19 protein-coding genes and 1 pseudogene are annotated in these 24,885 nt (G+C 65.9%); 6 read left to right on the top strand and 14 right to left on the bottom strand.

The window, feature by feature from the left end:
• Window positions 1–32: 32 nt before the first annotated feature.
• The gene (locus HNP60_RS08550) at window positions 33–3,281 is read right to left on the bottom strand and encodes a TonB-dependent receptor domain-containing protein (protein WP_184152519.1); all 3,249 of its coding nucleotides are present in this window, start codon (window positions 3,279–3,281) and stop codon (window positions 33–35) included.
• A gap of 236 nt (window positions 3,282–3,517) precedes the next feature.
• Complete coding sequence (locus HNP60_RS08545) at window positions 3,518–4,384, bottom strand: LysR substrate-binding domain-containing protein (protein WP_184152515.1); 867 nt, start codon at window positions 4,382–4,384, stop codon at window positions 3,518–3,520.
• A gap of 127 nt (window positions 4,385–4,511) precedes the next feature.
• On the opposite strand from HNP60_RS08545, the gene phnX reads away from it, so the two are divergent.
• The 5 genes from phnX (at window position 4,512) to HNP60_RS08520 (ending at window position 11,361) form a co-directional block, all read left to right on the top strand.
• The gene (gene phnX / locus HNP60_RS08540; protein WP_184152512.1) at window positions 4,512–5,345 is read left to right on the top strand and encodes a phosphonoacetaldehyde hydrolase; all 834 of its coding nucleotides are present in this window, start codon (window positions 4,512–4,514) and stop codon (window positions 5,343–5,345) included.
• Window positions 5,342–6,442 (top strand): phosphonoacetaldehyde reductase, encoded by a 1,101-nt coding sequence (locus HNP60_RS08535; protein ID WP_184152508.1) that lies wholly within the window; start codon window positions 5,342–5,344, stop codon window positions 6,440–6,442. The genes phnX and HNP60_RS08535 overlap by 4 nt, the downstream gene beginning before the upstream one ends.
• A 118-nt stretch (window positions 6,443–6,560) precedes the next feature.
• Window positions 6,561–7,856 (top strand): MFS transporter, encoded by a 1,296-nt coding sequence (locus tag HNP60_RS08530; RefSeq protein WP_338056702.1) that lies wholly within the window; start codon window positions 6,561–6,563, stop codon window positions 7,854–7,856.
• A gap of 160 nt (window positions 7,857–8,016) precedes the next feature.
• Window positions 8,017–10,167 (top strand): TonB-dependent siderophore receptor, encoded by a 2,151-nt coding sequence (locus HNP60_RS08525; protein WP_184152505.1) that lies wholly within the window; start codon window positions 8,017–8,019, stop codon window positions 10,165–10,167.
• Between the two features lie 15 nt (window positions 10,168–10,182).
• Window positions 10,183–11,361, top strand: a complete 1,179-nt coding sequence (locus HNP60_RS08520; protein ID WP_338056701.1) for a PepSY-associated TM helix domain-containing protein — start codon at window positions 10,183–10,185, stop codon at window positions 11,359–11,361.
• Between the two features lie 178 nt (window positions 11,362–11,539).
• Here the strand turns inward: HNP60_RS08520 and HNP60_RS08515 are convergent, their stop codons facing one another.
• The 12 genes and pseudogenes from HNP60_RS08515 to HNP60_RS08470 all read right to left on the bottom strand — a co-directional run bounded on the left by HNP60_RS08515 (window position 11,540) and on the right by HNP60_RS08470 (window position 22,241).
• Complete coding sequence (locus HNP60_RS08515) at window positions 11,540–12,916, bottom strand: PepSY-associated TM helix domain-containing protein (protein WP_184152502.1); 1,377 nt, start codon at window positions 12,914–12,916, stop codon at window positions 11,540–11,542.
• Window positions 12,917–12,968: 52 nt separating this feature from the next.
• On the bottom strand, window positions 12,969–14,999 hold the full coding sequence (locus HNP60_RS08510; RefSeq protein ID WP_184152499.1) for a TonB-dependent receptor family protein: 2,031 nt from the start codon (window positions 14,997–14,999) through the stop codon (window positions 12,969–12,971).
• A gap of 30 nt (window positions 15,000–15,029) precedes the next feature.
• On the bottom strand, window positions 15,030–15,236 hold the full coding sequence (locus HNP60_RS19750; protein ID WP_184215011.1) for a hypothetical protein: 207 nt from the start codon (window positions 15,234–15,236) through the stop codon (window positions 15,030–15,032).
• A gap of 2 nt (window positions 15,237–15,238) precedes the next feature.
• Window positions 15,239–15,460 (bottom strand): DUF2244 domain-containing protein, encoded by a 222-nt coding sequence (locus HNP60_RS19745; RefSeq protein WP_338056700.1) that lies wholly within the window; start codon window positions 15,458–15,460, stop codon window positions 15,239–15,241.
• A gap of 55 nt (window positions 15,461–15,515) precedes the next feature.
• Window positions 15,516–15,614, bottom strand: a pseudogene (locus HNP60_RS20300) (hypothetical protein); the annotation flags it as partial.
• Between the two features lie 240 nt (window positions 15,615–15,854).
• Window positions 15,855–16,259, bottom strand: a complete 405-nt coding sequence (locus HNP60_RS08500) for a DUF2946 family protein (protein WP_184152493.1) — start codon at window positions 16,257–16,259, stop codon at window positions 15,855–15,857.
• Between the two features lie 81 nt (window positions 16,260–16,340).
• On the bottom strand, window positions 16,341–16,748 hold the full coding sequence (locus tag HNP60_RS08495) for a Na+/H+ antiporter subunit G (RefSeq protein WP_184152490.1): 408 nt from the start codon (window positions 16,746–16,748) through the stop codon (window positions 16,341–16,343).
• On the bottom strand, window positions 16,745–17,014 hold the full coding sequence (locus tag HNP60_RS08490; RefSeq protein ID WP_014076019.1) for a K+/H+ antiporter subunit F: 270 nt from the start codon (window positions 17,012–17,014) through the stop codon (window positions 16,745–16,747). The genes HNP60_RS08495 and HNP60_RS08490 overlap by 4 nt, the downstream gene beginning before the upstream one ends.
• Window positions 17,011–17,502 carry a Na+/H+ antiporter subunit E gene (locus HNP60_RS08485; RefSeq protein ID WP_184152487.1) on the bottom strand — a complete coding sequence of 164 codons (492 nt, stop codon included), beginning with the start codon at window positions 17,500–17,502 and terminating at the stop codon, window positions 17,011–17,013. Before HNP60_RS08485 ends, HNP60_RS08490 begins: the two co-directional genes overlap by 4 nt.
• Window position 17,503: 1 nt before the next feature.
• Entirely contained in the window at window positions 17,504–19,039 is a 1,536-nt protein-coding gene (locus HNP60_RS08480) for a monovalent cation/H+ antiporter subunit D (RefSeq protein ID WP_184152484.1), read from the bottom strand.
• Window positions 19,039–19,392: a Na+/H+ antiporter subunit C gene (locus HNP60_RS08475; protein ID WP_184152481.1), complete on the bottom strand. Its 354-nt coding sequence runs from the start codon at window positions 19,390–19,392 to the stop codon at window positions 19,039–19,041. Before HNP60_RS08475 ends, HNP60_RS08480 begins: the two co-directional genes overlap by 1 nt.
• On the bottom strand, window positions 19,389–22,241 hold the full coding sequence (locus HNP60_RS08470) for a monovalent cation/H+ antiporter subunit A (RefSeq protein WP_184152478.1): 2,853 nt from the start codon (window positions 22,239–22,241) through the stop codon (window positions 19,389–19,391). The genes HNP60_RS08475 and HNP60_RS08470 overlap by 4 nt, the downstream gene beginning before the upstream one ends.
• Before the next feature lie 238 nt (window positions 22,242–22,479).
• On the opposite strand from HNP60_RS08470, the gene ppsA reads away from it, so the two are divergent.
• Entirely contained in the window at window positions 22,480–24,879 is a 2,400-nt protein-coding gene (gene ppsA, locus HNP60_RS08465) for a phosphoenolpyruvate synthase (protein ID WP_184152475.1), read from the top strand.
• Window positions 24,880–24,885: the final 6 nt, after the last annotated feature.

Raw genomic sequence — 24,885 nt, 5'->3', positions numbered from 1 at the left:
CGAAGCTGCCTTCCAGCGGGCGATGACGGTCCTCAAAAGCCGAACGTATATCTGAGCCGGAACTGGCGACCGCGCGGATTGACGGTGCCGACCACGAAGCCATTGTCTTCGTCTGCCACCGGCGGGTCCGCATCGAAGAGGTTGTGCACCGTGAACGTCAGGGCGTGGCGCGGCTTGCCGTCATTCACCGTGCGGCCAAAGGCATAGCTGGCGCTCAGCGTGTGCTGGATGGCCGGTTTCACCCGGTAATAATAGCGCATCACGCCATTATCATCGACGACATTGATATAATCGGGGCGGCCGAGGGCTTCATAGATCGCTTCGGTGGTGGCCGCCGAGGTGCTCGAGAAAGAGCCATAATAGGTCGTCAGCCAGTTGACGGACACGCCGCCCTTAGACCAGCCAATGGCGGCATTGCCGATCCATTTGGCGTAGCCGTTGCGGCCCAGCTGATCGATGGTGACGCCTTCATCGGTGAGGTCCTCGTCGCGCTGCAGATTGCGCGTGGCCTCGGCACGCATCGTGAAGCGGCCGAAAGCCGTTTCGGGCGAGCGATACTGCAGGCCGAAATCGAGACCGGACAGGGTGCGCGACCCGAGGTTGATATAGTCGACGACCATATTCTCGATTTCACCCACGACTGCCCGCTTCGAGGCGTTGGACGTCTGCGCAGCGTTGTAGGCATCGAAGGCCGCCCGGTCAGCGGCGGTCACGGCACGGCGAACGACGCGGGCACTGCCGGCATAGGCGCCGGTCCCCGAGCCGAGGTCGATCTGGTCGATCGATTTTCCGCTGGCCAGCGCGGCCTGGGTCGCCAGATCGAGCGCCAGCTCGTCCAGCGCCAGCACATCGGCATTGCTGAGCGCGCTGATCGCGTCCCGCTGCTTCATCCGCCAATAGTCGCCGGTGATCGACAGGCCGCGAACGCCGGGCACGTCGAGCACGAAGCCGAGGCCGAAATTCTCTGCGCGTTCCGGGTTCAGTCTGTTGTTGCCCTGTCGATAGGTGCGGCGCGGGCCGCTGCCGTCCAGCGCAAAGCCGGTGACGCTGTAGCGATAGGGATCCTGCGTGTAGTTCACGCGAAGCAATTGCGTCGTGTCGGTCTGCGCGAGATTGGGCGCCCGGAAGCTCCTGTTGTATGAGCCGCGCAGGCTCAGCCATGGCGTCGGGCTCCACAACAGGCTGAACTTGGGCGTCGTGCTTTCCCCATGGATCGAGAAGCGCTCGTGGCGCACCGCGGCGCCCAGTTCGAGGCGATGGATCAGCGGCAGCGCGTTCGCGGGCGTGATGAGCGGCAGGCCGATCTCGGCATAAGCGGAAAGCACGCGCTGATGCGCACTGACGTCCGCGTTCGGGCTCATCGAGATGAAGTCGTTGTCATTCTCGCGCAGATAGGGGAATTGCGCGCCCGATCCCGGCGGGTTCAGGCCGGCATAGGGAGCTTTCCAGGCATCGTAATTCTCCCAGCGGACTTCCGTGCCGCCCGCCGCCTGGACGCGACCGCCGCCGAATGGCAGCTGGAACAGCTCGCCGGAGAGCTTCGCGTCCCAGGTGATGATCCGCGTCTTTCCGTAGCGATTGTCGATATCGTACATCGGGTCGGTCACTGACGCCGGATTGGTATAGGGCTTGTCGACCACGATCTTGCCGTTCTCGACCTTGAAGGTGACCGGGAACGGATTGTACGCGGTAGCGTCCGTCCGCTCGAGCGCTTTGCGAACGAGGGATTCGCGGTAGATATTGGTCTCGGTCTCGTGGCTGTAGGCGCCCGACATCATGACCGCGCTTTCCCAGGACCAGTCGCTGCCGATCGTGCCCCGGACGCCCGCAAGGGCCCGGTAGAAGCTGGAGTCGACCTGGATATAGCGGTCCTTCGTGCCATTGGGCATGGTGCCTGCGGCGATCGTCACATCGGCCGGAGCCCCCTTGATGCGCGGCGTGCCGTCCGCATTGGGCAGGCCATCGATATTGTAGAAGCGTTCGCCGAACGGGTTGTACGGGTTCGACGCGGGGACATAGATGCCCGGCTCGTTCACATTCTGGAGATTGGCGGATTCCCGCTGGCTGTTCGCGCGCGAGCCGGAATAAAGCACGTCGCCGAACAGGGTGAGATTGTCGTTCACCTCATGCTCGATGAACAATGCCCCGTTGATGCGCTCGACCCCGGGGATCAGCGTGCGGTGGGGCAGCCGGTTGTGATAATAGCCGTTCTCCACATTGCCCAGCGTCCGGCTCGGCGTGCTCTGCTTGAAATTGATGCCGCCATTCCCGTCCGGGACAAGGAAGAAGGTGCCGTCCGCAGCCATGGTCGCCACACCGCCGGTCGGGCTGGCGGTCGTCACGATTCCCGCATTGCCGGTCGGCCGGCCGCTCAGAAAGGTCTGGAAGTCGGGCTGGATGTAGCCCCGTCGGAACTGGCCGAAATTGGTGATCGTGCTGCTGTTGTCGAAATCATTGTCGACCGCGAAGGCCGTGCCGGTCTTCGGATCGACGACGGGAAGACCGTTCCACGGCGCCGGCAGGTCGCGCGTGCGGCGCAAGTCGCTCTGCGTGCCCCAGTCGCGGTCGCTGACCATCATCTTGTCGCGCTTGAAGAGGTCGAGCGAGAGGCCGATCGACGTGCGACCGAATTTGAACGTGTTCGATCCGGTGATCCGATATTCGCCGGCACCGCCATGTTGCGTCTGCGCCGTCTCGATCGAGAGGCGCCCGCCTTGGGCGTTGGGCGAAACGATCGAATTGATGACGCCCGCGGCGGCGTCTGCGCCGTAGATCGCCGATGCGCCGTCACGCAGGATTTCAACGCGGCTCAGCAGTGCGGTGGGGATGACGTTGGCGTTCGGAGACAAGGCCGGCACGCCCTGGTCCGTGCCGGACAGCGGATGCGCGGCGATGCGGCGGCCGTTGATCAGCATCAGCGTGCTGCCCGCGCCAATGCCACGCAGGTCGACGGACATGACATCGCCACGCGCGGCCTGCGACCCGATGGTGGCTTCGTTGATCGACGGCGGACCCGCCATGGGCAGCGTCGCGAACAGATCGGCGCCGGTCGAGCCGCCGCGCAGCGCGATGTCGTCCGCCGTTATGACGCTGATCGGCAGCGCTCCTTCGCTGGTGGAGCGGCGCAGGTTGGTGCCCGTCACCACGATCTCGCCCATGGTGTCGCTCATCGCGTCGCCGGGCGTTGGCTGCGCGATCGCGCTGTCGGACTGGCTTGCCGCCTCGGCTGCACTCACTTGGGAATGGGCGGCGACGAGCGCGAAAAGGGCGCTGCCGGTCATGGCTGAAAGTCGAATGTTCACGTGGAGACCCCTGATTGTTCCGGAAAGGACTGCGTTGGCCGGGGTTGAGGCGATGTCGCTCGCCTTCTGGACAGCCCCGGCCCTTCGCCTCGACCGGTGAGATAGACAGGGTGCGTGACCGCAATGCTGCGGATTTACCCGTGTTCCGTCGATACAATCACCGAACAATTCGATGGATTGGAGCGCGATGCTGAAAGAGCGGGACGGCGTTATTTTCAGGGGGTCCGCCGGGTCACGGCATTCAGAAATGCAGAGATCAGCAGGCTGCGCCGCCGCTCCCGAAGACAACACAGATAGATGTGGGTGACGACGGCGGTGCCCGTGATGGGGAGCGGCACCAGCCGCTCGTCCGGTACATATTCCGATTGCGAGACGGTGCCGATGCCGAGGCCACGGATCACGGCCTCGCGGATCGCCTCGCGACTGCCGATCTCCATCGCGATGCGCGGCTTGCGGCCGATCGACGCCATGGCATCCTCGAGCGCCCGGCGCGTCGTGGAGCCGGTCTCGCGCATCAGCAGGCGCTCCTTCGAGAGCTCGGCCAGCTCGATCGAGCCATTGGCGGCCAGGCGGTGATCACGATGCACGAAGGCCGTCACCGGATAGCTCGCATAATGCTGCATATAATAGCGATCATCGTCGTCCGCCCGGGCGACGACGCCGACATCCGCCGCATAATTGCCCAGGTCAGTGAGGACGTCGCCTGAGTTGCCGAGCCTCATGGACGTGTAGATGTCCGGATACTGGCTGTGAAACGCCTCGATCATGGCGATCACATGGAAAGGGCTTACCGCGCCAATCTTGATCGCTCCCTGCCGCAGGGCGCCGCTGTCCTTCAGCAGGATCGCGGCGTCATTCTCCAGCTCGATCATCTGCCGCGCGATCTGCAGGAATTCGGTGCCGACCGGCGTCAGGTCGATGCGCCGCCCCCGCCGCTCGAAAAGGCGAGCGCCATGCTCCTCCTCCAGGGCCTGGATCTGCGACGTGATGGTCGTCTGGCTCGTGCGCAAGGCGCGCGCAGCAGCCGTGAAGCCGTTGTAGCGCGCGACCGCGATGAAACTGCGAAGTTGCGTGAGCGTCACGTGAAGGCCCGCTTCCAATCCACCGAAAATATCGGTCGATCAATCGATATGGTACGCATGTTTCAGGCATATGACTGTCATGTTCGCGCCCTAGAGCCGCTCTGACCAAGACCATCAGAGCAGGTTGATGAACGAGATTGCTTCCCCCCTCGCCTATTCAGGCAAGATCACTGCCGCTATTTTTGACTGGGCCGGGACGGTCCTCGATTTCGGATGCATCGCGCCTGTCGCCGCTTTCCAGGAGGCGTTTGCCAACGCCCGCGTGCCGATCAGCGAGGCGGAAGCGCGCGCGCCCATGGGGGCGGCGAAACGCACGCACATCGAACTGATCCTGGCCGATAAAGCCGTCGCCGGGCGCTGGCTGGCTTACCATGGCAAGCCCTCGGACGAGCAGGACGTCGATGCGCTCTATGCGGATTTCCTGAGGATCGATCAGGTGAACTGCGCGCTTCACAGTGCGCTGATCCCGGGTGCTCTGGAAACGATCGGCGCCCTGCGCGAGCGAGGAATCGCGATCGGCAGCACGACCGGTTATCCGCGCAGCATCATGGATGGGCTCATCCCCCTTGCGGCGGCGCAGGGCTATGAGCCGGATTGCTGCATCACCGTGAGCGATGTCGCGCGCGGCCGCCCCTATCCCGACATGATCCTCGCCAATGCTCTCGCGCTCGGCCTCGCCGACGTGCGCGGCGCCATCGTCGTGGATGACAGCCCGAGCGGCCTCACCGCCGGTCGCGCGGCCGGCATGTGGGCGATCGGCATTCTGGCCAGCGGCAACGAAGTCGGCCTGTCGCTGGAGGACTGGACGGCATTGTCCGCCGACGAGCAGGATGCGCATCGGGGTCGCGGCCTTCCGGTCCTTGTTCGGGCGGGCGCCCATTATGTGATCGACACGATCGCCGATCTCCCGCCGATCATCGATGCGATCGAGGCGCGCCTTGCCGTCGGCGAAAGGCCATGAGGCAATGGTCTTTTCACAATCCCGTCGCCCTGCATTTCGGCGCCGGTGTGTTCGATCGGGTGAAGGAACAGATCGGGCAGCGCCAATGGCTGCTGGTCACCCATAAAGATGCGCCTTTCGCGCCGATGCGCGATCGGCTGCTTGGCCATGTCCACCCGCCCCTCGCCATTGCCGATGCGATCATGCCCAATCCCAGCCTGGCCATGCTGCAGCATGTCTGCGGCCTCCTGCAGGCCAGGGCTGAGGGAATAGACGTCATCGTGGCGCTTGGCGGCGGTTCGGTGATGGACACGGCCAAGTTCCTGGCGGCCGGCCATTGCGACTTCAGGAGCGTGGCCTGCTATCTGGATGGACAGGTCGCGCTTGGCGGCAGGGCGCTGCCGGTCATCGCGGTTCCCACCACGGCGGGCACCGGCAGCGAGCTCACCAAATGGGCGACGATCTGGGATCCGGAGCAGGGGCGCAAGCTGTCACTGAACCGGGACGATCTTTATGCAGAAGCGGCCTTCATCGATCCGGAGCTGACCGCGAGCCTGCCCTGGCCCCTCACGCTTGCCAGCGGACTGGACGCGCTGTCCCACGCGCTCGAGAGCCTCTGGAACCGCAACGCAAATCCCATCACGCGCAGCTTCGCCATTGCGGCGGCCGGCGATGTGCTGGCGGCGCTCACCCGGCTGCAAGTGAACCTCGACGATCAGGACGCCCGCTCCATGCTCGCATCCGGCGCGATGAAAGCCGGGCTTGCCTTCTCGAACACGCAAACGGCGCTGGCACACAACATCTCCTACCCGATCACGCTGGACTATGGCGTCGCTCACGGGATCGCCTGTTCCTTCTGCCTGCCGGAAGTGATGGCCGCCGCGATCGGCGCGGATGATGCGTGCGACACGGCGCTGGGATCGATTTTCGGCGCGCTCTCCCAGGCCCCGCAAGCCCTGCGCCGCAGGCTGACCGATCTTGGCATTGCGGGTGATCCTGCCGCTTTCGGCATCGGTGGCGAGGCATGGCGCGGCATCGTGGCCGACGCCTTTGACGGTCCGCGCGGCCGCAATTTCATCGGGGCGCGCGACCGCTTTCCTGATCGGTCCGTCGCGTGAGCGCCACTGCGGCGATGAGGTCGCGGCAAGGGCTCCCGTCGCGCTGTCATCATGAAGACATGTCTCCCGGCCAGCGAACGTCCCTCTGGCGGAAGCCGACAGCAAGGATCCCCCGGCCGTGACTTCCTCCAGTTCGATCGCGATGATCGCCGCCTTGTCCGACAAGCGGCAATCCTTCCTGCGGGCACGGCGCAAGGTGCTGCTTGCGACCATGTTCTGCTATCTGTTCTTCTACACGGGGCGGCAAACCTTCGGCTTCGCGATTCCCGGCATTCAGGCGGAGTTCGGCGTCAGCAAGGAGACGCTCGGCTGGGTCAGCGCCGCGCTCCTCTGGTGCTACGCCATCGGCCAGGCCATCAACGGCAATCTCGGTGACAAGCTGGGCGGCCGCACGGTCATGAGCGCCGGGGCGATCCTCTCATGCGCGACGAACTGGGCCGTGAGCTTCTCGACCGGGTTGCTGAGCCTCGGCTTCCTCTGGGGCCTCAACGGCTATTTTCAGGCGATGGGCTGGGCGCCCGGCAGCCGCGTCCTCTCCAACTGGTTCGGGCCGGGCGACCGGGGGAAGGTGTTCGGCTGCTATGTCTTCGCGGCGGGCATGGCGTCGGTCCTCAGCTTCGTGACCTCCATACTCGTGGTCCATATCTTCGAGATGGAGTGGCGCTGGATCTTCCGCATCCCGGTGCTGCTGATGCTGCTGGGTGGGCTGACCTTCTTCTTCGTCGCGCGAGAGCGTCCGGAAGATCTGGGTTTCGGTTCCCCGCATGCATCCGAGCGTGAGGCCGTTTCCGAGACAAGCGAAGAAAGCTCGATGCAGCGCTACCGGGCGGTGCTTTCCAACTGGCGGATATGGATGGGGGGCCTGGCGATCGGCTTCCAGAACGCGGCCCGCTACGGCCTGCTGGTCTGGGTTCCGGTCCATTTCATCGGCGGTGACGGCGCCGCAGCGGCGGGCACGGGAAGCCTCATCGCGCCGGAATGGACGACGATCGCGCTTCCGGTCGGCATGGCGATCGGCGCCGCCACCAATGGCTACATCTCGGATCGCTATTTCGCGACCCGCCGCTATGTCGCCATCGTCCTGTACATGACGCTCGCCACGGCGATGGCCCTGCTGATGTACGGCATTCCGGCCGCGTCCGTTCATCTCGGGCTTGCCGTGCTCTTCCTCTGTGGTTTCTTCGTCTATGGACCACAGGCGAGCTTCTGGGCGCTCTGCCCGGATCTCGTCGGCCATCGCCGCGCGGGCACCGCGGTCGGCGTCATGAACTTCTTCGCCTATCTGTTCGCCGGCCTTGGCGAGCCGCTGATCGGCAAGGTGATGGACAGCAGCGGCACCACCTCCGTCATCTTCCTGCTCGTCGCCATGGCAAGCGGCGCAAGCGCCGTGACGGCGTCTTTCATCCGCCGCTGACCTGACGATCGAGGCGGCAATACGGCCTTCCGGCCCTTCGCAGCTTGCGCAACCCTCTCAATTCCCGAACAGAAAAATCCACAAACAGGCCATTGCATTCCTAAGCGCCCTTCAATAGTTGCGACTAACTCGCATTATCGAATCTTCCGAGGGGGCTGCCTTGTCTGTTTTCCGTTACACCCTGCTTGCGTCCGTCGTTCTGCCCGCCGCCCTGTCTACCGTGCCGGCTCTCGCGCAGCAGGCGCCTTTTCCGGCTGATGCCGGCGAGAGCGACGGGGCCGATACGATCATTGTCACCGGCCGTGTTCAGCGCCTGTATCGCGCGGAGCAGACGACGGTCGGCAAGGCTGCGGAAGACCCGATGAACATTCCCCAGTCCGTGCAGGTCATCAATTCCGAGCTGTTCACGGATCAGGGCGCGCGCGATGCAACGGACATCTATCGCAACATCTCCGGCGTCAGCTTCTTCAGCTATGCCGGCGTGACCTTCCGGGGATTCCGGCAGGACCAGTCCTTCTATGACGGGCAGCGCGGCAATCCGTTCATCGGCTTTTCGGTCCCGCAGCTGTTCAACATCGAGCGGGTGGAGGTCCTGAAGGGCCCGGCAGGCCTGTTCTTCGGCCCCGGATCGCCCGGCGGCATCATCAATTACGTATCCAAGACCCCGTCCGATACATCCTCGCTGCGCATGGTCGCCACCGGCGGCAATTATGATCGCGTCGGCATCTCGGCGGAGGCGACCGGGCCCGTCGATGCCGACGGCATCATCACTTATCGCGTCGGCGGTTTCTACGAGGCCATGGACCCGTATCGGCGCAACACCACGAACAAGGCGAAGATCGCCGACGGTGCGATCGCGATCCGCACCAATGAAGGCGGCAAGCTCACCCTGCAGGCCACGATCTACGACAATTATCTGCGCGCCAACCGGCTGCGCGGCGTCCTTGTCGATGATGCCGGCAATTTCCTGACGGATATCCGCTGGAACGCCAATGAGCCGACCGATTTCCTGCATCTCAAGAGCCAGGCCTATCAGGCCCGCTATGAGACGAGCGTGGGGGACCGGGTGACCTTCGACGCCGGCGTGCGTTATTTCGATGCGCGCGAGGCCCAGAAATATCACGAGCCGCGCGGGCTCGATCCGGCCAACCCCGATCTCGTCCGCCGGGAGTTCCGCGATCAGATCCGCCCGGTCCACGGCCTTTCGTTCATGACCAATGCCACGGCCCGGGTGGACCTGCTCGGCATGGAGCACAAGTTCCAGGCCGGGGCGGACTGGTATGACGAGAAGAATGTGCTGGATTCCCGCATCCTGCGGACGGGCGTGACGTCCCTCAGCCTTTCCAACCCGGTTTATGGGGGCGCAGCGGAGGGCGATGCGGCGCGCGCAGCGCTGCTGCCCTTCACCACCACCGATACCCGGACCAAGCGGCAGGGCGTCTATCTGCAGGACCAGATCAGCCTGACGCGCAGCCTGCTGCTGGTGGGCGGCGTGCGTTACGATCATTTCGAGGACAAGGTGACGACCAGCACCGGCGGGGCAGTGAGCAACCGCTCCTCCTATCGGGATGGTGACGTCACGTTGCGCACGGGCCTGATCTTCAAGCCGCTGCCGGACATCTCGACCTATGTCAGCTGGTCGCAGAGCTTCGAGCCGCAGGCGGCCGCCAGCCAGGATGCCAATGCCGGCGGCCCGTTTGCGCCCGTCACCGGCAATCAGGTCGAAGGCGGCGTGAAGACGCAGTTGTTCGAGGGTCGGCTCCAGGCCAATCTCGCGGCCTATCGCATCGTCCGCCGGAACATCCTGCAGGTTGATCCTTCGCTTCCGCCCGTGAACGGCGTCGACCAGCTCGCCCCGATCGGCGAGGTGACGAGCAAGGGCTTCGAGGTGGATCTCGCCGCCGACATCACGCCCGACTGGGTCTTGCTGGTGAATTATGGCTATAACGACACCCGGATCACCGGGACGGTCGCCGGTCAGGCGATCACCAATGCAGTCGGGGACCGCTTCGCCAACGCGCCCCGGCACAAGGTCGGCTTCTGGACGCGTTATCAGTTTCCCGTTCTTGACGCGGCCTTCGCCTTCGGCGGCGAGCATGTGTCCAGCCGCATCAGTCTTTCTGGCCAGTCGGTGCAGCCCTACACCATTTTCGACGCGTCGATCACCAAGGGGCTGGGCTTTGCCGAACTCCTGCTCCGGGTCGATAACATCTTCGACAAGGTCTATGCCGCATCCGGCTTCAGCGCCCAGAGCGGGCATTTCCCCGGCGAGCCGCGCACCTTCCTGGCCGAGCTGCGCGTCCGGTTCTGACGGCCGATGCGACCGGTGAAACCACCCAAGCGGCGCTCCCTGTGGTGGCGCGTGCACAGCTGGGCGGGGCTGAAGCTCTCGATCTTCCTGACCTTCATCCTCGCCACCGGAACGCTTGCCGTGTTCGCGCATGAGATCGACTGGCTGGTGACGCCCGCCATGCGCGTCACGCCGCAGGATCGGCCGCTTGCCAGCTGGGGCGCGATCGCGCAGGCCGCCGCGCGCGCCGAGCCGGAGGGACGCCTGCAGACGCTCCATGCGCCGATCGACCCGTGGTTCGCCGTGGAGGCATGGGTGGACATGGGCAAGGGCGCGCCGCGCCGCGTCTATGTCGATCCGTGGGAAGCGCAGGTGACGGGCACGCATGGCTGGGCAAATGTCCACCGCTTCCTGCGGCAAGTGCATCGGCACCTCATGCTGCCGACCAAGATCGGCATTCCCATCGTCAGCTCGCTGGCCTTTCTGCTGCTGGCATCGCTCGTCACCGGCATCGTCACTTACAAGAAATGGTGGCGAGGCTTCCTGCGCCTCCCGCGCGGTGGGGACGCGCGGCGCTTCCAGGGGGAGTTGCACCGGCTGGCCGGCGTGTGGAGCCTGTGGTTCGTAGCGCTCATGACGCTGACCGGCATCTGGTATCTGGTCGAGACGCTCGGCGGGCGCGCGCCGGTGCCGGAGCTGCCGCGCCTTGCTGTCACGTCCGCGCCGGTGACAGGGCCCGCGCTCGACCGGCTTGTCGCCACCGTGCGCGCGGCGAAGCCCACGCTCTCGATCCGTGAGATCCGCTTCACGCCGGATAATGGCGTCATCTTCCTGGGGCAGGATCGCGCCTGGCTGGTGCGCGAGCGCGCCAATGGCGTGGCGGTCGATCCGGCAACCGGCCGCGTGACCGCCATGCTGGATGGCCGCGACCTCTCCGTCCACCAGCGCATTTCGGAAATGGCGGACCCGCTGCACTTCGGCACGTTCGGCGGCCTGACGACCAAGATCATCTGGTTCCTGGCCGGCGCGCTGCTCACCGGCCTGTCCGTAACTGGCATGCTGATCTACGCCAGGCGTATCCAGCGCGCCGATCGCGTCGAAGGCGGTGGGGTGCGCATCGCATGGGCCGGCATGGGGCTCTGGGCCTATGTATCGATCGCGGCGGTCATCCTGGCGCTGGCCTTGACCCCGGGGGCGATCGGCGGCGCCAGCTAGGGCTGATCGACATTGTCCTACGGACGCCTTCGGCTCCAGATGATGGCGTGACGAAAATGGTGGTTTTTCGGGACCCGGCGCGCAGCGTACTCAAAGTACGTGAGCACCGGAAGACCGGGAAAGCGCCATTTGCAGGCCGCTAGCGCTGAATGTCGATTGGACCTAGGGCTCGCCCTCGTCATGCGGCGCCGAGCCACCGGGCAAGCCGTGGCAATCGGGGGAAAGCCGCGCGTTCGACGAGCCAGATGAGCACCAGCGAGAGGGCGAGCAGCGGCAGCAGCGCCGCACAGGCCAGCAGGATGGCGATGACAACGCGCCCCGGCCTTTCCGCCGCCGACGGCGCGCCAAGCTTGCCCGCGGGCTTGCGCCGGCGCCACATCATGAAGCCGCTGACGGCCAGGGTGATCAGTCCGGCGGCGGTCAGCACGCCGATCGCCTGATTGAACGGACCGAAGAGCTGTCCCTGATGCCAGGCGATGCCGTAGCCCACCATGCGGTCGATGACATGGATGTCTCCGAACCGCTCGCGGGAGAGTGGCTCGCTGCCATCGCGGCTGAAGCGGATGGTCTGCTGCAGGGGCACGTTGGCCGCGTCGGAGCGGATCGTCCACGCCATCTCCCCGGGCGCGCCGAACCGGCCGGGCGCGCCGGGCGGCGTGACGATGGCGGGAAAGGCGAGACGTTCGGATCGTGCCCGCGCCACCATCGTGTTGAAGAGTGCTGGCGAAAAGGCGCCGTCATTCCCGCCCATGTGCCCGGCGCCGGAATGGCCGCCATGATGAGGCGCATGGGGTTCTGCTGCGGCAATCGGCTGCCGTTCCTCGGCCGCCCCCTCTTCGGTCACCCAGGGCGAAGCACCTTTCACCCAACCCAACTCGGCACGCAGCCGGTTGAAGCCGCTGCCCCAGACGTCCGTCCACGGCAGGCCGGTCAGCAGCAGCACCAGCGCGAGCCCGGAAATCCAGAAGCCCGTGACGGCATGCAGGTCGCGCCAGAGCAGGCGCCGCCCGCCCGTCAGCCGCGGCCACAGCACGCCGGCCATCCCCCGCCCGCGCGGCCACCAGAGATACAGGCCGGACGCGATCATCAGGATCGCCCAGCTCGCCGCCAGTTCCACCAGCCAGTTGCCGGCCTTGCCGATCATCAGTTGGCTGTGGACGGTCTTGACCAGCGCCATGATGCGCGCCTCTGGCCTCAGGCTCCCCACGACCGCCCCGTCGGCAGCGACGAACGTCTCCCGCACGCCTCCGCCATCCGGCAGATCGACACGCACCATTGCCGCGTCACCGGCGCGCTCGGGCAAGCGGTAGTCCAGCAGGCGCGCACCCGGAAAGGCGGCCAGCGCAGCGTCCACCTGCCACGATGGCGCAACCTGCGTCGCGACCGGCGATCCCCGGAAGCCCCGCTCCTCCCAGCGCTCGATCTGCGGCTTGAACAGATAGAGCGCGCCCGAGAGCGACAAGGTGATGATGAACGGCAGCACGAACAGCCCGGCGTAGAAATGCCATCGCCAGATCGTGCGATAGCTGTTCGGGCGGGGCTGTCCGGTTGCCATGTCGGTTGTCCTCAGGAGCGCTTGATGAAGGTCAGGTTGCGGCTGCGCATGGTCACCAGCGGAACCGGAGGCCGCCATAGACCGCCCGGCCCGTGCCCGGATTGAAGATCTCCGACGTCGGGCTGGCTGTGCCGGCAATGGCCACCGTGGAGATGTATCGCTTGTCGGTGAGGTTGCGTCCCTCGACATAGAGCGACCAGCGCTCGCCAAGATCCAACCCGGCCTTGAGGTTCAGCAACGCGTAGGGATCGACCGTCAGCGTGTTGGCATTGTCGGCGAAATAATGGCCCGGCGCCCATTCGACATTCGGGCCAGCGTAGAAGCCGCCCGGATGCTTGTAGAGCATCTCGGCACGCAGATAATGTTTCGGCACGCCGGGGATGCGATTGTCGGCGTAGATAGCGTCATCGTCGAAGAAGAAGTCGCTGAAAGTGTAAGCCGCGGTCAGCGCGAGGCTATCACCGGAGGCCGAGAGCGGAATGGTCGCGTCGAGCCCCGCCTCGATCCCCTGATGGACGGTGCGATCGGCATTGGTCGTCGTGCATGGCGCCCAGGGAAAGAGCGTGAGGCATTGAAGCTCGTCGCGGATATCCGAGCGATACAGCGAGACATCCCAGCCGATGATGCCGCTGCGCCCGCGTGTGCCGATCTCATAAGTGGTCGCGCGCTGCGCCTTCATGCTCGTCGTCGGCGAGGAGAAAATGCCCGCATCGTAGCTCGGCACTTCGGCACTGCGCGAGATGTTGGCGAAGAGCTGGACGTCCGGCTGCACGTCCCACAGTACACCGAACTTCGGGCTCCACAGGTCGAAGCTTTGGCGGCCCGAGCCGGCGCCGATCCGGTCCCGCCGATCGCGGGTGGCGTGCAGATACTGGACGCCCGCGATCAGCGCGAGGTTGGGCTGAACGTAGAGCGAATCCTCGGCATAGATGGAGACATTCCGCGATTTGTCGACCATGGATTGGGTGAGGTCGCCCTTCACCGCGCCGGGTAGATTGACGAACTGCTCGGTATCCATCGTGCCGTTGTGGAGATTGGCGCCGAGGATCAGCCGGTTGCGCAGGCGGCCGAGATTGCGATCGTCCACGGCGCGCAGGAACCCGCCATAATCATCCACGGTGTAGTCGAGATACTGGTAGATGGGGTGATCGACATGGCGCCAGTTGTAGAAGGCGCCGAACTCCAGCACTGTCTGGTCGAGCCGGACCGTCGTCTTGTTCGAGATGCGGATGGAATCGACATTGCGCTGCTGGTCCTGATCGACCCAGCCCGGGTTCGCGGCCCGTGGATTGTCCAGCGCCTGCGCTTTCGAGACCTCGCCCGGAATGCGCTGATTGGTGGAGGCGCCGGTCAGATAGAAGCGCGTCTCGACATTGGGCGAGATTCGGTAGCCGACATTCATGTTGCCGCGAATGGCATTGCCGTCGCTATGGTCGCGATAGCCGCCGATCCGCTGCGCCGAGACGGTCGCGAAATAGTCGAGCGCGCCTGAAACACCGCCTGTGCTGGCCTGCCCCTTCACATAGCCAAAGCTGCCAACGTCGATGCGCGCATCGAGCGGCGCGGCATCGCGTCCGGTCGGCGTAACGAGATTGATCGCGCCGCCGAGCGCATTGGCGCCGTAGCGCAGGGCATTGCCACCCTTGAATATCTCGACATAGCGATAGGCGCTGGGATCGACCTCGAAGAAGTCGACGAGGCCATCCGCCGTGTTCATCGGCACACCGTCGAGCAGCAGGGAAATGCCGCGCGCGCCGTAAGCCCGCGACAGCCCCGATCCGCGCACCGAGACGCGCGCATCGTCGCCCATGCGCGGCTGCGTGATGACGCCCGGCACATAGCCCAAAATGTCCTTGATATGCTGGACCGGCGTATTCTTGAACGCCGTATCCGGGACCACCTCCACCCCACCGGGCGTTCTCTCGATCTCGGTGCGGGCCTGATCGGTATTGAGTGTGCCGATGACGAGGATGTCATCCGGTGCAGAGCTTCTCGTTCCGGTCCCGGTCGGGGCTCCGGTCTGGGCCTGCGCCGGCACGGTCGCGGCAAGAGCTGCGCCAAGCGCGATGATGGACGTCTTCATGGTCTGTGTTCCTGTCTGGATATGGTCTGGTCAGGCGCCGGCGCCGGAATGGCGGGCGTCATGCGGGCAGGTCGCCGCGTCCTGGGCGGCGACCGGCGGGATATGTTCGATGAGGTCGAGCCCCAGTGCCGCGTCCGCGCCGCGCGCGACGAAGCACAGCGCGACCAGCAGCCAGGTGCGGCGGCGGAAGCGGCGCAGTTGCCGCGCGCGCCTCTCGGGAAGAGCGAGCCAGCGCATTCTCAACGCCCCCGCGCGGCGGCGAGGGCGCGCGCCACCAGCGGCGCCACCTCTCGCTTCTCGTCGAGGCTCAGGCAGCGCCCGAACTCGATCACGCCCTCCCGGCACCGCAAGAGCAGGCGCAATTCGGCCGCGCTTCGCCCTTCCGTGGCGAGCCGCACCCAGCAGGCGGGATAGTCCGCGCTCCGCCCGGCGCTGTCGCGGTGCCGCACGCGGCCCGTCACCGAGCTCGAGCGTCTCGCTGGCGGGCCGGGACCGTGCATGCCGCTCCAGCGCGAAGGTCAGCGCCGCGATGGTGATCATCGAGAAGACCGGCACCGGCCATTGCCCCTCCATCGCGGGACCAAGGGTAGTCAGCATGAACAGCAGGGCGATCATCCCGACGCACGCCCGCGCCGCGCGGGTCAGGTGCGAGCGGTTCTCCCGCATGTGCAGGATGAGGGGATGGTCGGTCGTGTCGTCTCGACGTGAACCGGGCGGCAGCTCGTGGCGGGGCGCGCCCCAGGGCCGTTCGGGTGAACGGCGCAGTAACTGATACATAGGAAAATGCTCCGGCAGGGCCGGTGCATGCGCGCGATCAGGCGCTCAGACCGGCCGGTCCGACAAAATGCGGTTTTGTCAGGCGAACGCCGGTGGCCCGCGCAGCGGCGGACGGAGATGGAAGATGCGCTGGGGATGCGGCAGCCGCACCGGCGCGAAGCCGAGCGCGATGATGAAGGCGAGCGCGATGGCGAGCAGCGCCGGCCCCGCCCCGGCCAGCGAAGCCATGGAGAGGGAGGAGAAAGCGCAGTCGCTTTTCCCCTGCTTGCTGCCGTGATCGCCGGGTTCGCCGTTCATCGGGATGACGATTTGCCTGGTGATCGGCTCGCCGAGCCCGTCATGGCAGATCTGGACGGTCAGCACCTTGCTGCTCTGCCCGATCATATAGCCGCCCGGCACCAGCGCCTTCATGCACAGCGCGGCGAGCACCAGCAGCAGGGCGATTGCGCGATGACGCAGGAAAAGGGCACGAAGCGGCAGCATCCGGGCCGGTCCTTAGCCGAGCGGAAATTCAAAGTCATCCCTCGCGCGCCAGCTTTTCGCGGGATCACGCTGCCCCCGCCGCTACGGCATCCTCGGGCCGTCCTCGCTGCCGAAGCTTGCCCAATGGGCATCGGGCGGCGGCGGTGGCAGGGGGTCGTGGATGGCCTTCCCCCCTTCCCCGTCATTGCCGCTGCGCCGCCGGTGGAGATGCGCCTTGGCGATCATGTTCGCCGAGACGGGCGCGGTGATGAAGAGGAAGAGCGTGATGAGCAGTTCGTGCGCCGACCAGCTGCCCGCCTTGAGCGGAAAGTAGATCATGGAGGAGATGAGGCAGCTTCCCACGCCCAGCGTCGTCGCCTTGGTCGGCCCGTGCAGGCGGCTCATGAGCGTCGGCAGCCGCGTGAGGCCCCAGCTGCCGATGAGCGCGAAGGCGCCCCCCAGCAGGATGAGGAAGGCGATGAACGCCTCGGCGATCACGTGCAGGCTCATTCCACGATGTCTCCCCGCAGCAGGAACTTGCAATAGGCGACAGTCCCCACGAAGCCGACCATTGCCAGCAGGAGCGCCGCCTCGAAATAGGTCGTGCTGGTCTCGTAGATGCCGAACAGGATGATGAGCGCGATCGCGTTGATCACCATCGTGTCGAGCGCGAGGATGCGGTCGCTGCTGTTCGGCCCCTTGAGCAGCCGGTAGAGGTTGAGCAGCATGGCCAGCCCCACGCAGCCCAGAGCGATGATGAGCGCGATGCCGATCATGGGAAGATCCCCTTCAGCCGGGCTTCGTAGCGGGACTTGATCCGCGCCACTTCGGCCGCCTCGTCCTGCACGTCCAGCGCATGGACCAGGAGATGGCGCCCGTCGGTCGAGACGTCCGCCGAGACCGTCCCCGGCGTCAGGCTGATCGTCCCGGCCAGCGTCGTGATCGCCTCGGCGGAGGTGAGGTCCAGCGGCACGAACAGCCAATGCGAGCGCAGATCGCGGTTGCGCCGGAACAGGATCAGCGCGGCGACCTGGAAATTCGCCACCACGATGTCCCACAGCACGATGCCGAGATAGGCTATCATCGGCCAGCCGAAGCGCAGCAGCGGCCGGTCCGGCCAGAACGGCCCGGTGAAGATCGGCACGAGCGTGGCGAAGACGAGCCCGAGCAGCAGGCCGCCCGGCGTGAGGCTGTTGAGCATCAGCATCCAGACGATCACCAGCAGGACGAAGAGGCCGGGATGCGGAAAAAGCCGTCGCAGCATGTTATCGCTCCCCCACTGCCGGCCCGAGCACCGCCTCGATATAGGCGGCCGGCGCGAAGATCTGGCTGGCGGTCTCCTGCGCAAAACGGCTCGCCACGCCGGCCCCCACGGTCAGGCCGCCAAGGAGGAGAAGCAGGAAAAGCACCGGCAGCAGCTCCGTGAAACCCGGCGGCGAGGGCGCCGCGGTGCGGAAGGAAGGTTGCGGCGTTGCCGAGGCGCTTTTCCAGAAAATCGCGCTTCCCGCCCGGGCCATGCCGAGCATGCCGAGCAGCGTCGTGCCAAGGATGGTCGCCCAGATCCAGGGACCCCACGGGTCGGTCAGGGTCGCCTGCAGGATCAGCAGCTTGCCGATGAAGCCGGAGAGCGGCGGCATCCCCACCAGCGCCATGGCCGCCAGCAGGTAAAGCAGGGAAAGGCGTTCCAGCCCGGCGAAGCGCACGCCCGGCACCACAGCGTCGCCATAGCTCCCGCGCCGGCGCGCGATGATATCGACGAGGATGAACAGCAGGGCCGCCGTCAGCGTCGTATGCGGGAGATAATAGAGGCCCGCTGCCATCGCGCCGGGGTCGAAGCGCGAGACGGAGATCAACAGCGTGCCGGTCGATCCGATGAGGGCGAAGGCGGCGAGATCGCGCAGGCCCCGCGCGGCGAGCAGCCCCAGGAACCCGATGATGGTCGTGGCCAGCGCGCTCGGCAGCATCCACGGCATCGGCGCCCAGGCCGCCGCGCCCGCCTGCGCGCCGAAGATCAGCGGCACGGTGCGGATGATCGCGTAGATGCCGACTTTGGTCATGATGGCGAAGAAGGCCGCCACGGCCGGCGATGTGGCGGCATAAGTGCGCGGCAGCCAGAGGTGCAGCGGCAGCAGCGCCGCCTTGAGCGCAAAGACGCACAGCAGGATCAGCGCCCCCGCTCGGACGAGCCCGCCGTCGCTTGCTGGCAGGGCGGGAATGCGCACTGCCATGTCCGCCATGTTGAGCGTGCCCGTCACGCCATAGAGGATCCCGAGCGCGATGAGGAACAGGGTCGAGCCGACGAGGTTGATGACGACATACTGGACGCCCGCTTTCAGGCGCTCGGGTCCCTGGCCGTGGAGCATCAGGCCATAGGAGGCGATCAGCAGCACTTCGAAGAAGACGAACAGGTTGAAGAGGTCGCCGGTCAGGAAAGCGCCGTTCAGCCCGAGAAGCTGGAACTGGAAGAGCGGGTGGAAGTGCCAGCCCTTCCGGTCGAGCCCCGAGATGACGGCATGGGCCAGCACCGGCAGCGCCAGCAGCGCGGTCAACAGCAGCATGAGCGCGGCGAGCCGGTCCAGCACCAGCACGATGCCGAACGGGGCGGGCCAGTTCCCGAGCGCATAAGCGTTGACCGCGCCCGTGCTGGCGGTGAGCAGCATGTGGAGCGCGAGGGCGATCAGCAGCAGCACGCTGCCCAGCGACAGGGCCGCGCCGATCCAGCGCCGGCGCCGCATGAAGAGCAGCGAGGCGGCGGCCGCGATGGCCGGCAGGAGAAGAGGCGCGACGATCAGCTGATCCATCACGGCTCCCCACGCTCGTCCGGGTCGGGCTTGCCGTCCACCTGGTCCGTCCCGCTTTCGAGATAGGAGCGCAGTGAAAGCACCACCACCAGCGCCGTCATGCCGAACGCGATGACGATCGCGGTGAGCACCAGCGCCTGCGGCAGCGGGTCCGTATAATCCGTGAGCCCTTTCTCGTAGATCGGCGGGCGATCCACTGTCAGCCGGCCCATGGAGAACAGGAACAGGTTGATGGCATAAGAGAGCATGGCGAGACCGAGCACGAGCTGGAAGGTCCGCGCGCGCAGGCACAGATAAATGCCCGCCGCCGTGAGCACCGCGATGGCGCTGGCGATCAGGAATTCCATGCTCATGACAGCTCCTTCCTGATCCGGGCCGGGTCGATGTCCATCGGGCCGCTGTCCGGGAACACTTCCTTCTGCGCGCGCTGGGCGATGTTGCTGAGCTCGGCGAGCGCGAGCATCACCGCGCCGATCACGGTCATGGCCACGCCGATGTCGAACAGCATGGCCGTCGCCAGCTCGAACGTGCCGACGACCGGCAAGGTGAAATAGCCGAATGCGCTGGTGAAGACGGGCAGGCCGAACGCCAGCGATCCCAGGCCCGTCAGCGCCGCGATAATGACGCCGAGGCCGATCATCAGATGCTCGTCCACTTGCCGGCGCTGCTCGGCCCATTCGAAGCCGGACGCCATATATTGCATCAGCATCGCGATGGAGATGACAAGCCCGGCGATGAAGCCACCGCCCGGCATGTTGTGCCCGCGCAGGAAGATGTAGAGGCCGACCAGCACGGCCAGCGGGAACAGCAGGCGCGTCGCCACGACGAACATCATCGGGTGGCGCTCGGGGGAGCGGACGATGTCCGGGATCCAGGCGAGCAGCCGCCGTCCCGAGGCGCCCATGATCGCGGTCTGGAGCAGCGCGAAGATAGTGAGCGCGGCGATGCCGAGCACGATGATCTCGCCGAAGGTGTCGAAGGCGCGGAAATCCACCAGCGTCACGTTGACGACATTGGTGCCGCCACCGCCCGAATAGCTGTTCGCCCAATGATATTGCGAGATCGGGTCATTGGGTTGCCGGGTCATGACCGCATAGGCCGCCACGCCCGCCGCAAGCCCCCCTGCCCCGCCCAGCACGGCATCGCGCACGCGCAGCGCGTTGCCGGACAGGCGTGGCGGCGTCTTCGGCAGGAGATTGAGCGCCAGCAGCAGCAGCAGGATCGTCACCACTTCCACGGAGATCTGCGTGAGCGCGAGGTCGGGCGCCGAGAGGTAGATGAATGCGAGCGAGACGATCAGGCCGATGACGCTGATGAAGATCAGCGTCAGGTAGCGTTGCCGCTGGGCGCGCACCACGGCCAGCGTCGCGCCGATCAGCAGCAGCCAGGCCACCACGGCGAGCGGCGGCGCGGGCAGCGTGGGGCCTGTCCCTGCCGGCAGCCCGCCCGTCATCACGCCTTCGACACCCAGGAGAATGGCGACGAGGAACAGGAACGCCATCTGCCGCTGGAGCGACTGGTTGTGAATGAACAGCGTCATTGTCCGGCTGGCGTGGACGACCATCTCCACCCCGCGCTCGAACAGCGGCTTGGCATATGGCAGCGGCAGCCGCTCCCAGATCGAGAGCAGGCCGGCGTGCCGCGCCAGCAGGATGGCGCCGCCGCCGATCGCCAGCAGGCTCATGTACAGGGCCGGCGTGAAGCCATGCCAGAGCTTGGGCGCGAAGCTGACGGCAGCATCGCCCGTGACCGCCTGTGCGACGGGGAGGATCAGCGGCGCGGCGATGGTGACTGGCCACAGGCCGATGGCGACCACCAGCAGCACGAGCAGGCCGGATGGTCCCCACAGGCCGAAGGGCGGATCGTGCGGCTTGCCGGGATAGCTCGCCCGGCGTGGCCCGAGATAGACCTGCACGATGTAGCGCAGCGAATAGGCCACCGAGAGCAGCGCGCCGAGCGTCGCCAGCGCCGGGATCAGCCATGACGATCCAAGCCACTGGAAATGCGTCGCCTCCTCCAGCATCATTTCCTTGGAAAGGAAGCCGTTGAGGGGCGGAATGCCGGCCATGGAGGCCGCCGCGACGATGCCCAGCGTCGCCGTGATGGGCATGAGCGTGGCCAGTCCGCCCAGCGCACGGATGTCGCGGGTACCTGCCTCATGGTCGACGATGCCGGCATTCATGAACAGCGCCGCCTTGAAGGTCGCGTGATTGAGGATGTGGAACAGGCCGACGATCGCGGCGGCCGGCGTGCCGAAGCCGAAGAGCATCGTCAGCATGCCGAGCTGGCTGATCGTCGAATAAGCGAGGATCGATTTGAGATCGTGCCGGAACAGCGCCACGCTCGCGCCGATCAGCATGGTGACGAGGCCGGTGGTGGCGACCAGATAGAACCACAGTTCCGTCCCGGCCAGCACCGGCCAGAGGCGCGCCAGCAGGAATATGCCTGCCTTCACCATCGTCGCCGAGTGCAGATAGGCGCTCACCGGCGTCGGCGCGGCCATGGCGTGGGGCAGCCAGAAGTGGAACGGGAACTGGGCCGACTTGGCGAAGCAGCCGATCAGGATCAGCACGAGCGCCACGGGATAGAGGCTCGAATGGCGGATGGCGTCGCCACTCGCGAGGATGCTGGACAGCTCGTAGCTGCCGGCCGCCTGCCCGAGCAGCAGCAGGCCCGCCATCAGCGCAAGGCCGCCGCCGCCCGTCACCAGCAGCGCCATGCGGGCGCCCTGCCGCGCTTCCGGCTCGTCGCGCCAGAAGCCGATCAGCAGGAAGGAGGACAGGCTGGTGAGTTCCCAGAAGACGAGCAGCAGCAGCAGGTTGTCCGAGATCACGATGCCCAGCATCGCGCCCTGGAACAGCAGCAGATAGGAAAGGAAGCGCCCCATGGAGTCGGCCGCGGAGAGATAGAAGCGCGCATAGATGATGATGAGCAGGCCGATGCCCAGGATCAGCCCGGCGAACATGAGGCCGAGCGGATCGAGGAACAGGCTGAACGCGAGGCCGAGGCCGGGGACCCAGTCGAGATGCGCTGCCGGCACCCCGCCCTGCAGCACGGACGGCGCCAGACTGACCAGAATGAGCAGCGCCGCGCCAGTCATGGCACCTGCAGCGCTCGCCTGGACCGTGCGTCCGGCTCTTCCGAGCGACGCAAGGAGCAAGGTGCCCAGAAAGGGCAAGGCGATCAGTAGCAGCAGTAGCAATCCTGTCCTCCGCTCCGCCTCAGTGTCAGCATGGTTCGCGATGTGCAATCAAATCCGGCGCTTAGGGCTGTATTCCGGCTCCCCCTTTCCTCCCGCGCGATTTCCCCGGCCTGACCTCGATCAAGGCACAGGCGCTCCTGCCCTCCTAGTCATGACCCCGTCCCTGCCGCAGCCCCCTTTTGGTTGTCCATGTCTGTCCGGCAGCGAATCAACCCGTCGCATTCGAAGGGAGAGAAAAATGGCGCATCAACCCACCGATCCGGCCGTCATATGGTTTCAGGACCTGTCCATTGGCGACGTTCCGTCCGTTGGCGGGAAGAACGCTTCCCTGGGCGAACTGGTGCGTCAGCTTGGAACCGCCGGCGTCCGCGTTCCCGCCGGTTTCGCCACGACGGCGCAGGCTTATCGGGATTTCGTCGCAGCGGGCGGCATCCGACCGGCGATGGAAGCGCATATCGCTCGCTTTCGTGCCGGGGAGGAAAGCCTGCAGGACGCGGGCCACGCGATCCGCACGCTCATCCTCGCCTGCCACCTCCCGGACGATCTCGTCAGCCAGATCCGCACCGCCTATGCGCGCCTGTCCGAGATCACGCAGACGCGCGACCCCGCCGTCGCGGTGCGCAGCAGTGCGACGGCCGAGGACCTGCCCGATGCGAGCTTTGCCGGGCAGCACGAGAGCTTCCTCAACATCCGGGGCGAAAAGGCGCTGCTGGATGCTTGCCTGCGCTGCTTCGCCTCGCTCTTCACGGATCGCGCGATCAGCTATCGCGAGGCGAAGGGCTTCGATCATTTCTCGGTGGCGCTCTCGGTGGGCATCCAGCAGATGGTTCGCTCGGATCTCGCCGGCTCGGGCGTCATCTTCACGATCGACCCCGAATCCGGCTTTCCCGGCGTCGCGACGATCAGCGCTGCCTGGGGACTGGGAGAGACCGTCGTCCAGGGAGCGGTCAATCCGGATCGCTATGTCGTCTTCAAGGCCTTGCTGGAGAAGCCCGGCGCCGCCCCGATCATCGAGAAGAGCCGGGGCGAGAAAGCCATCACCATGGTCTATGCGCAGGATGCCGCGCACCAGACCCGCGTGATCCCGACCGATCCGGACAAGCGGCTGGCCTTCGTGCTGGCCGACGCGGAGATCCTCGAGCTCGGCCGCTGGGCGGTCGCCGTCGAAGCCCATTACGGCCGGCCCATGGACCTCGAATGGGCGAAGGACGGCAGCAACGGCCTTCTCTATCTGGTCCAGGCACGCCCCGAGACAGTCCACGGGACCGGGCAGCAGAAGACGTTCCGCCGCTATGAGCTGAAGACGCAAGTAAGCCCCCTGCTCTCCGGCGTGGCCGTCGGCAGCGCGATCGCCAGCGGACAAATCTGCCTCATCCAGGATGCCTCGGACATCGCCCGCTTCACGGATGGCGCGATCCTCGTCACCGGCAATACCGATCCGGACTGGGTGCCGGTGATGAAACGCGCCGCCGGCATCATCACTGATCGGGGCGGCAGCACCAGTCATGCCGCCATCGTCAGCCGGGAACTGGGCGTGCCCGCCATCGTGGGCACCGGCTCGGGCACCTCGATCCTCCGCGATGGCCAGCAGGTCACCCTGTCCTGCGCGTCGGGCGACAAGGGCCTGGTCTATGATGGCCTCCTCGATTTCATCGTCGAGGATATCGATCTGACGGCCATTCCGAAGACGGACACGGCCGTCATGCTGAACATCGCCGAGCCGTCCGCCGCGTTTCAGTGGTGGCCCTTGCCGGCACAGGGCGTCGGCCTCGCCCGGATGGAATTCATCATCAACAATCTCATCAAGGCCCATCCCATGGCGTTGCTGCATCCAGAGCGGATCTCCGATGCCCACCGGCGCCAGATCGATGCGCTCGCAAAGGGCTTCGCCAGCCCGCCCGACTTCTTCGTCGAGACGCTCGCACGCGGCATCGCGCGGCTGGCCGCGCCCTTCTTCCCGCATCCCGCCATTGTCCGCCTCAGCGATTTCAAGACCAACGAATATGCCCATCTCATCGGCGGCAGCGCCTTCGAGCCGAGCGAGGAAAACCCGATGCTCGGCTTTCGTGGCGCGTCCCGTTATTATGACGATCGCTATCGGGAAGGCTTCGCCCTCGAATGCAGGGCCCTCAAAATGGCGCGGGAAGCCATGGGCTTCTCGAACATCATCGTCATGGTCCCCTTCTGCCGCACGCTGGCGGAGGCCGATCGCGTGCTGGCGGTGATGGCAGAGAATGGCCTGCAGCGCGGCGTGGATGGGCTGCAGGTCTACATGATGTGCGAGATTCCCTCGAACGTCATCCTCGCGCGCGAATTCGCCAGGCGCTTCGATGGCTTTTCCATCGGCTCGAACGACCTGACCCAGCTCATCCTGGGCGTCGATCGGGACTCCGATCTGCTGGCCACGATGTTCGACGAGCGGGACCCGGCCGTGAAGCTCTCCATCGCCCAAGCCATTCGCGCGGCTCATGAGGCCGGCATCAAGATCGGGATATGCGGGCAGGCGCCCAGCAACCATGCGGATTTCGCCGCCTTCCTGGTCGGCGAGGGCATCGACTCGATCTCGCTCAATCCGGACAGTTTCGTGCGGACCAGCGCCGTCATCGCGCAAGCGGAGAAATCGGCCGCTGGGGGCTGACCGGGC

This window comes from Sphingobium lignivorans (assembly GCF_014203955.1).
GTDB lineage: Bacteria > Pseudomonadota > Alphaproteobacteria > Sphingomonadales > Sphingomonadaceae > Sphingobium > Sphingobium lignivorans.
This window is presented reverse-complemented; position numbering and strand designations above follow the sequence as displayed.

Bases quoted from the DNA above. Each gene is read 5' to 3' on its own strand.
- HNP60_RS08550 (WP_184152519.1), bottom strand. From the start codon at position 3,281: ATGACCGGCAGCGCCCTTTTCGCGCTCGTCGCCGCCCATTCCCAAGTG.
- phnX (WP_184152512.1), top strand. From the start codon at position 4,512: ATGAACGAGATTGCTTCCCCCCTCGCCTATTCAGGCAAGATCACTGCC.
- HNP60_RS08535 (WP_184152508.1), top strand. From the start codon at position 5,342: ATGAGGCAATGGTCTTTTCACAATCCCGTCGCCCTGCATTTCGGCGCC.
- HNP60_RS08515 (WP_184152502.1), bottom strand. From the start codon at position 12,916: ATGGCAACCGGACAGCCCCGCCCGAACAGCTATCGCACGATCTGGCGA.
- HNP60_RS08510 (WP_184152499.1), bottom strand. From the start codon at position 14,999: ATGAAGACGTCCATCATCGCGCTTGGCGCAGCTCTTGCCGCGACCGTG.
- HNP60_RS19750 (WP_184215011.1), bottom strand. From the start codon at position 15,236: ATGCGCTGGCTCGCTCTTCCCGAGAGGCGCGCGCGGCAACTGCGCCGC.
- HNP60_RS08500 (WP_184152493.1), bottom strand. From the start codon at position 16,259: ATGCTGCCGCTTCGTGCCCTTTTCCTGCGTCATCGCGCAATCGCCCTG.
- HNP60_RS08495 (WP_184152490.1), bottom strand. From the start codon at position 16,748: ATGAGCCTGCACGTGATCGCCGAGGCGTTCATCGCCTTCCTCATCCTG.
- HNP60_RS08490 (WP_014076019.1), bottom strand. From the start codon at position 17,014: ATGATCGGCATCGCGCTCATCATCGCTCTGGGCTGCGTGGGGCTGGCC.
- HNP60_RS08485 (WP_184152487.1), bottom strand. From the start codon at position 17,502: ATGCTGCGACGGCTTTTTCCGCATCCCGGCCTCTTCGTCCTGCTGGTG.
- HNP60_RS08480 (WP_184152484.1), bottom strand. From the start codon at position 19,039: ATGGATCAGCTGATCGTCGCGCCTCTTCTCCTGCCGGCCATCGCGGCC.
- HNP60_RS08475 (WP_184152481.1), bottom strand. From the start codon at position 19,392: ATGAGCATGGAATTCCTGATCGCCAGCGCCATCGCGGTGCTCACGGCG.
- ppsA (WP_184152475.1), top strand. From the start codon at position 22,480: ATGGCGCATCAACCCACCGATCCGGCCGTCATATGGTTTCAGGACCTG.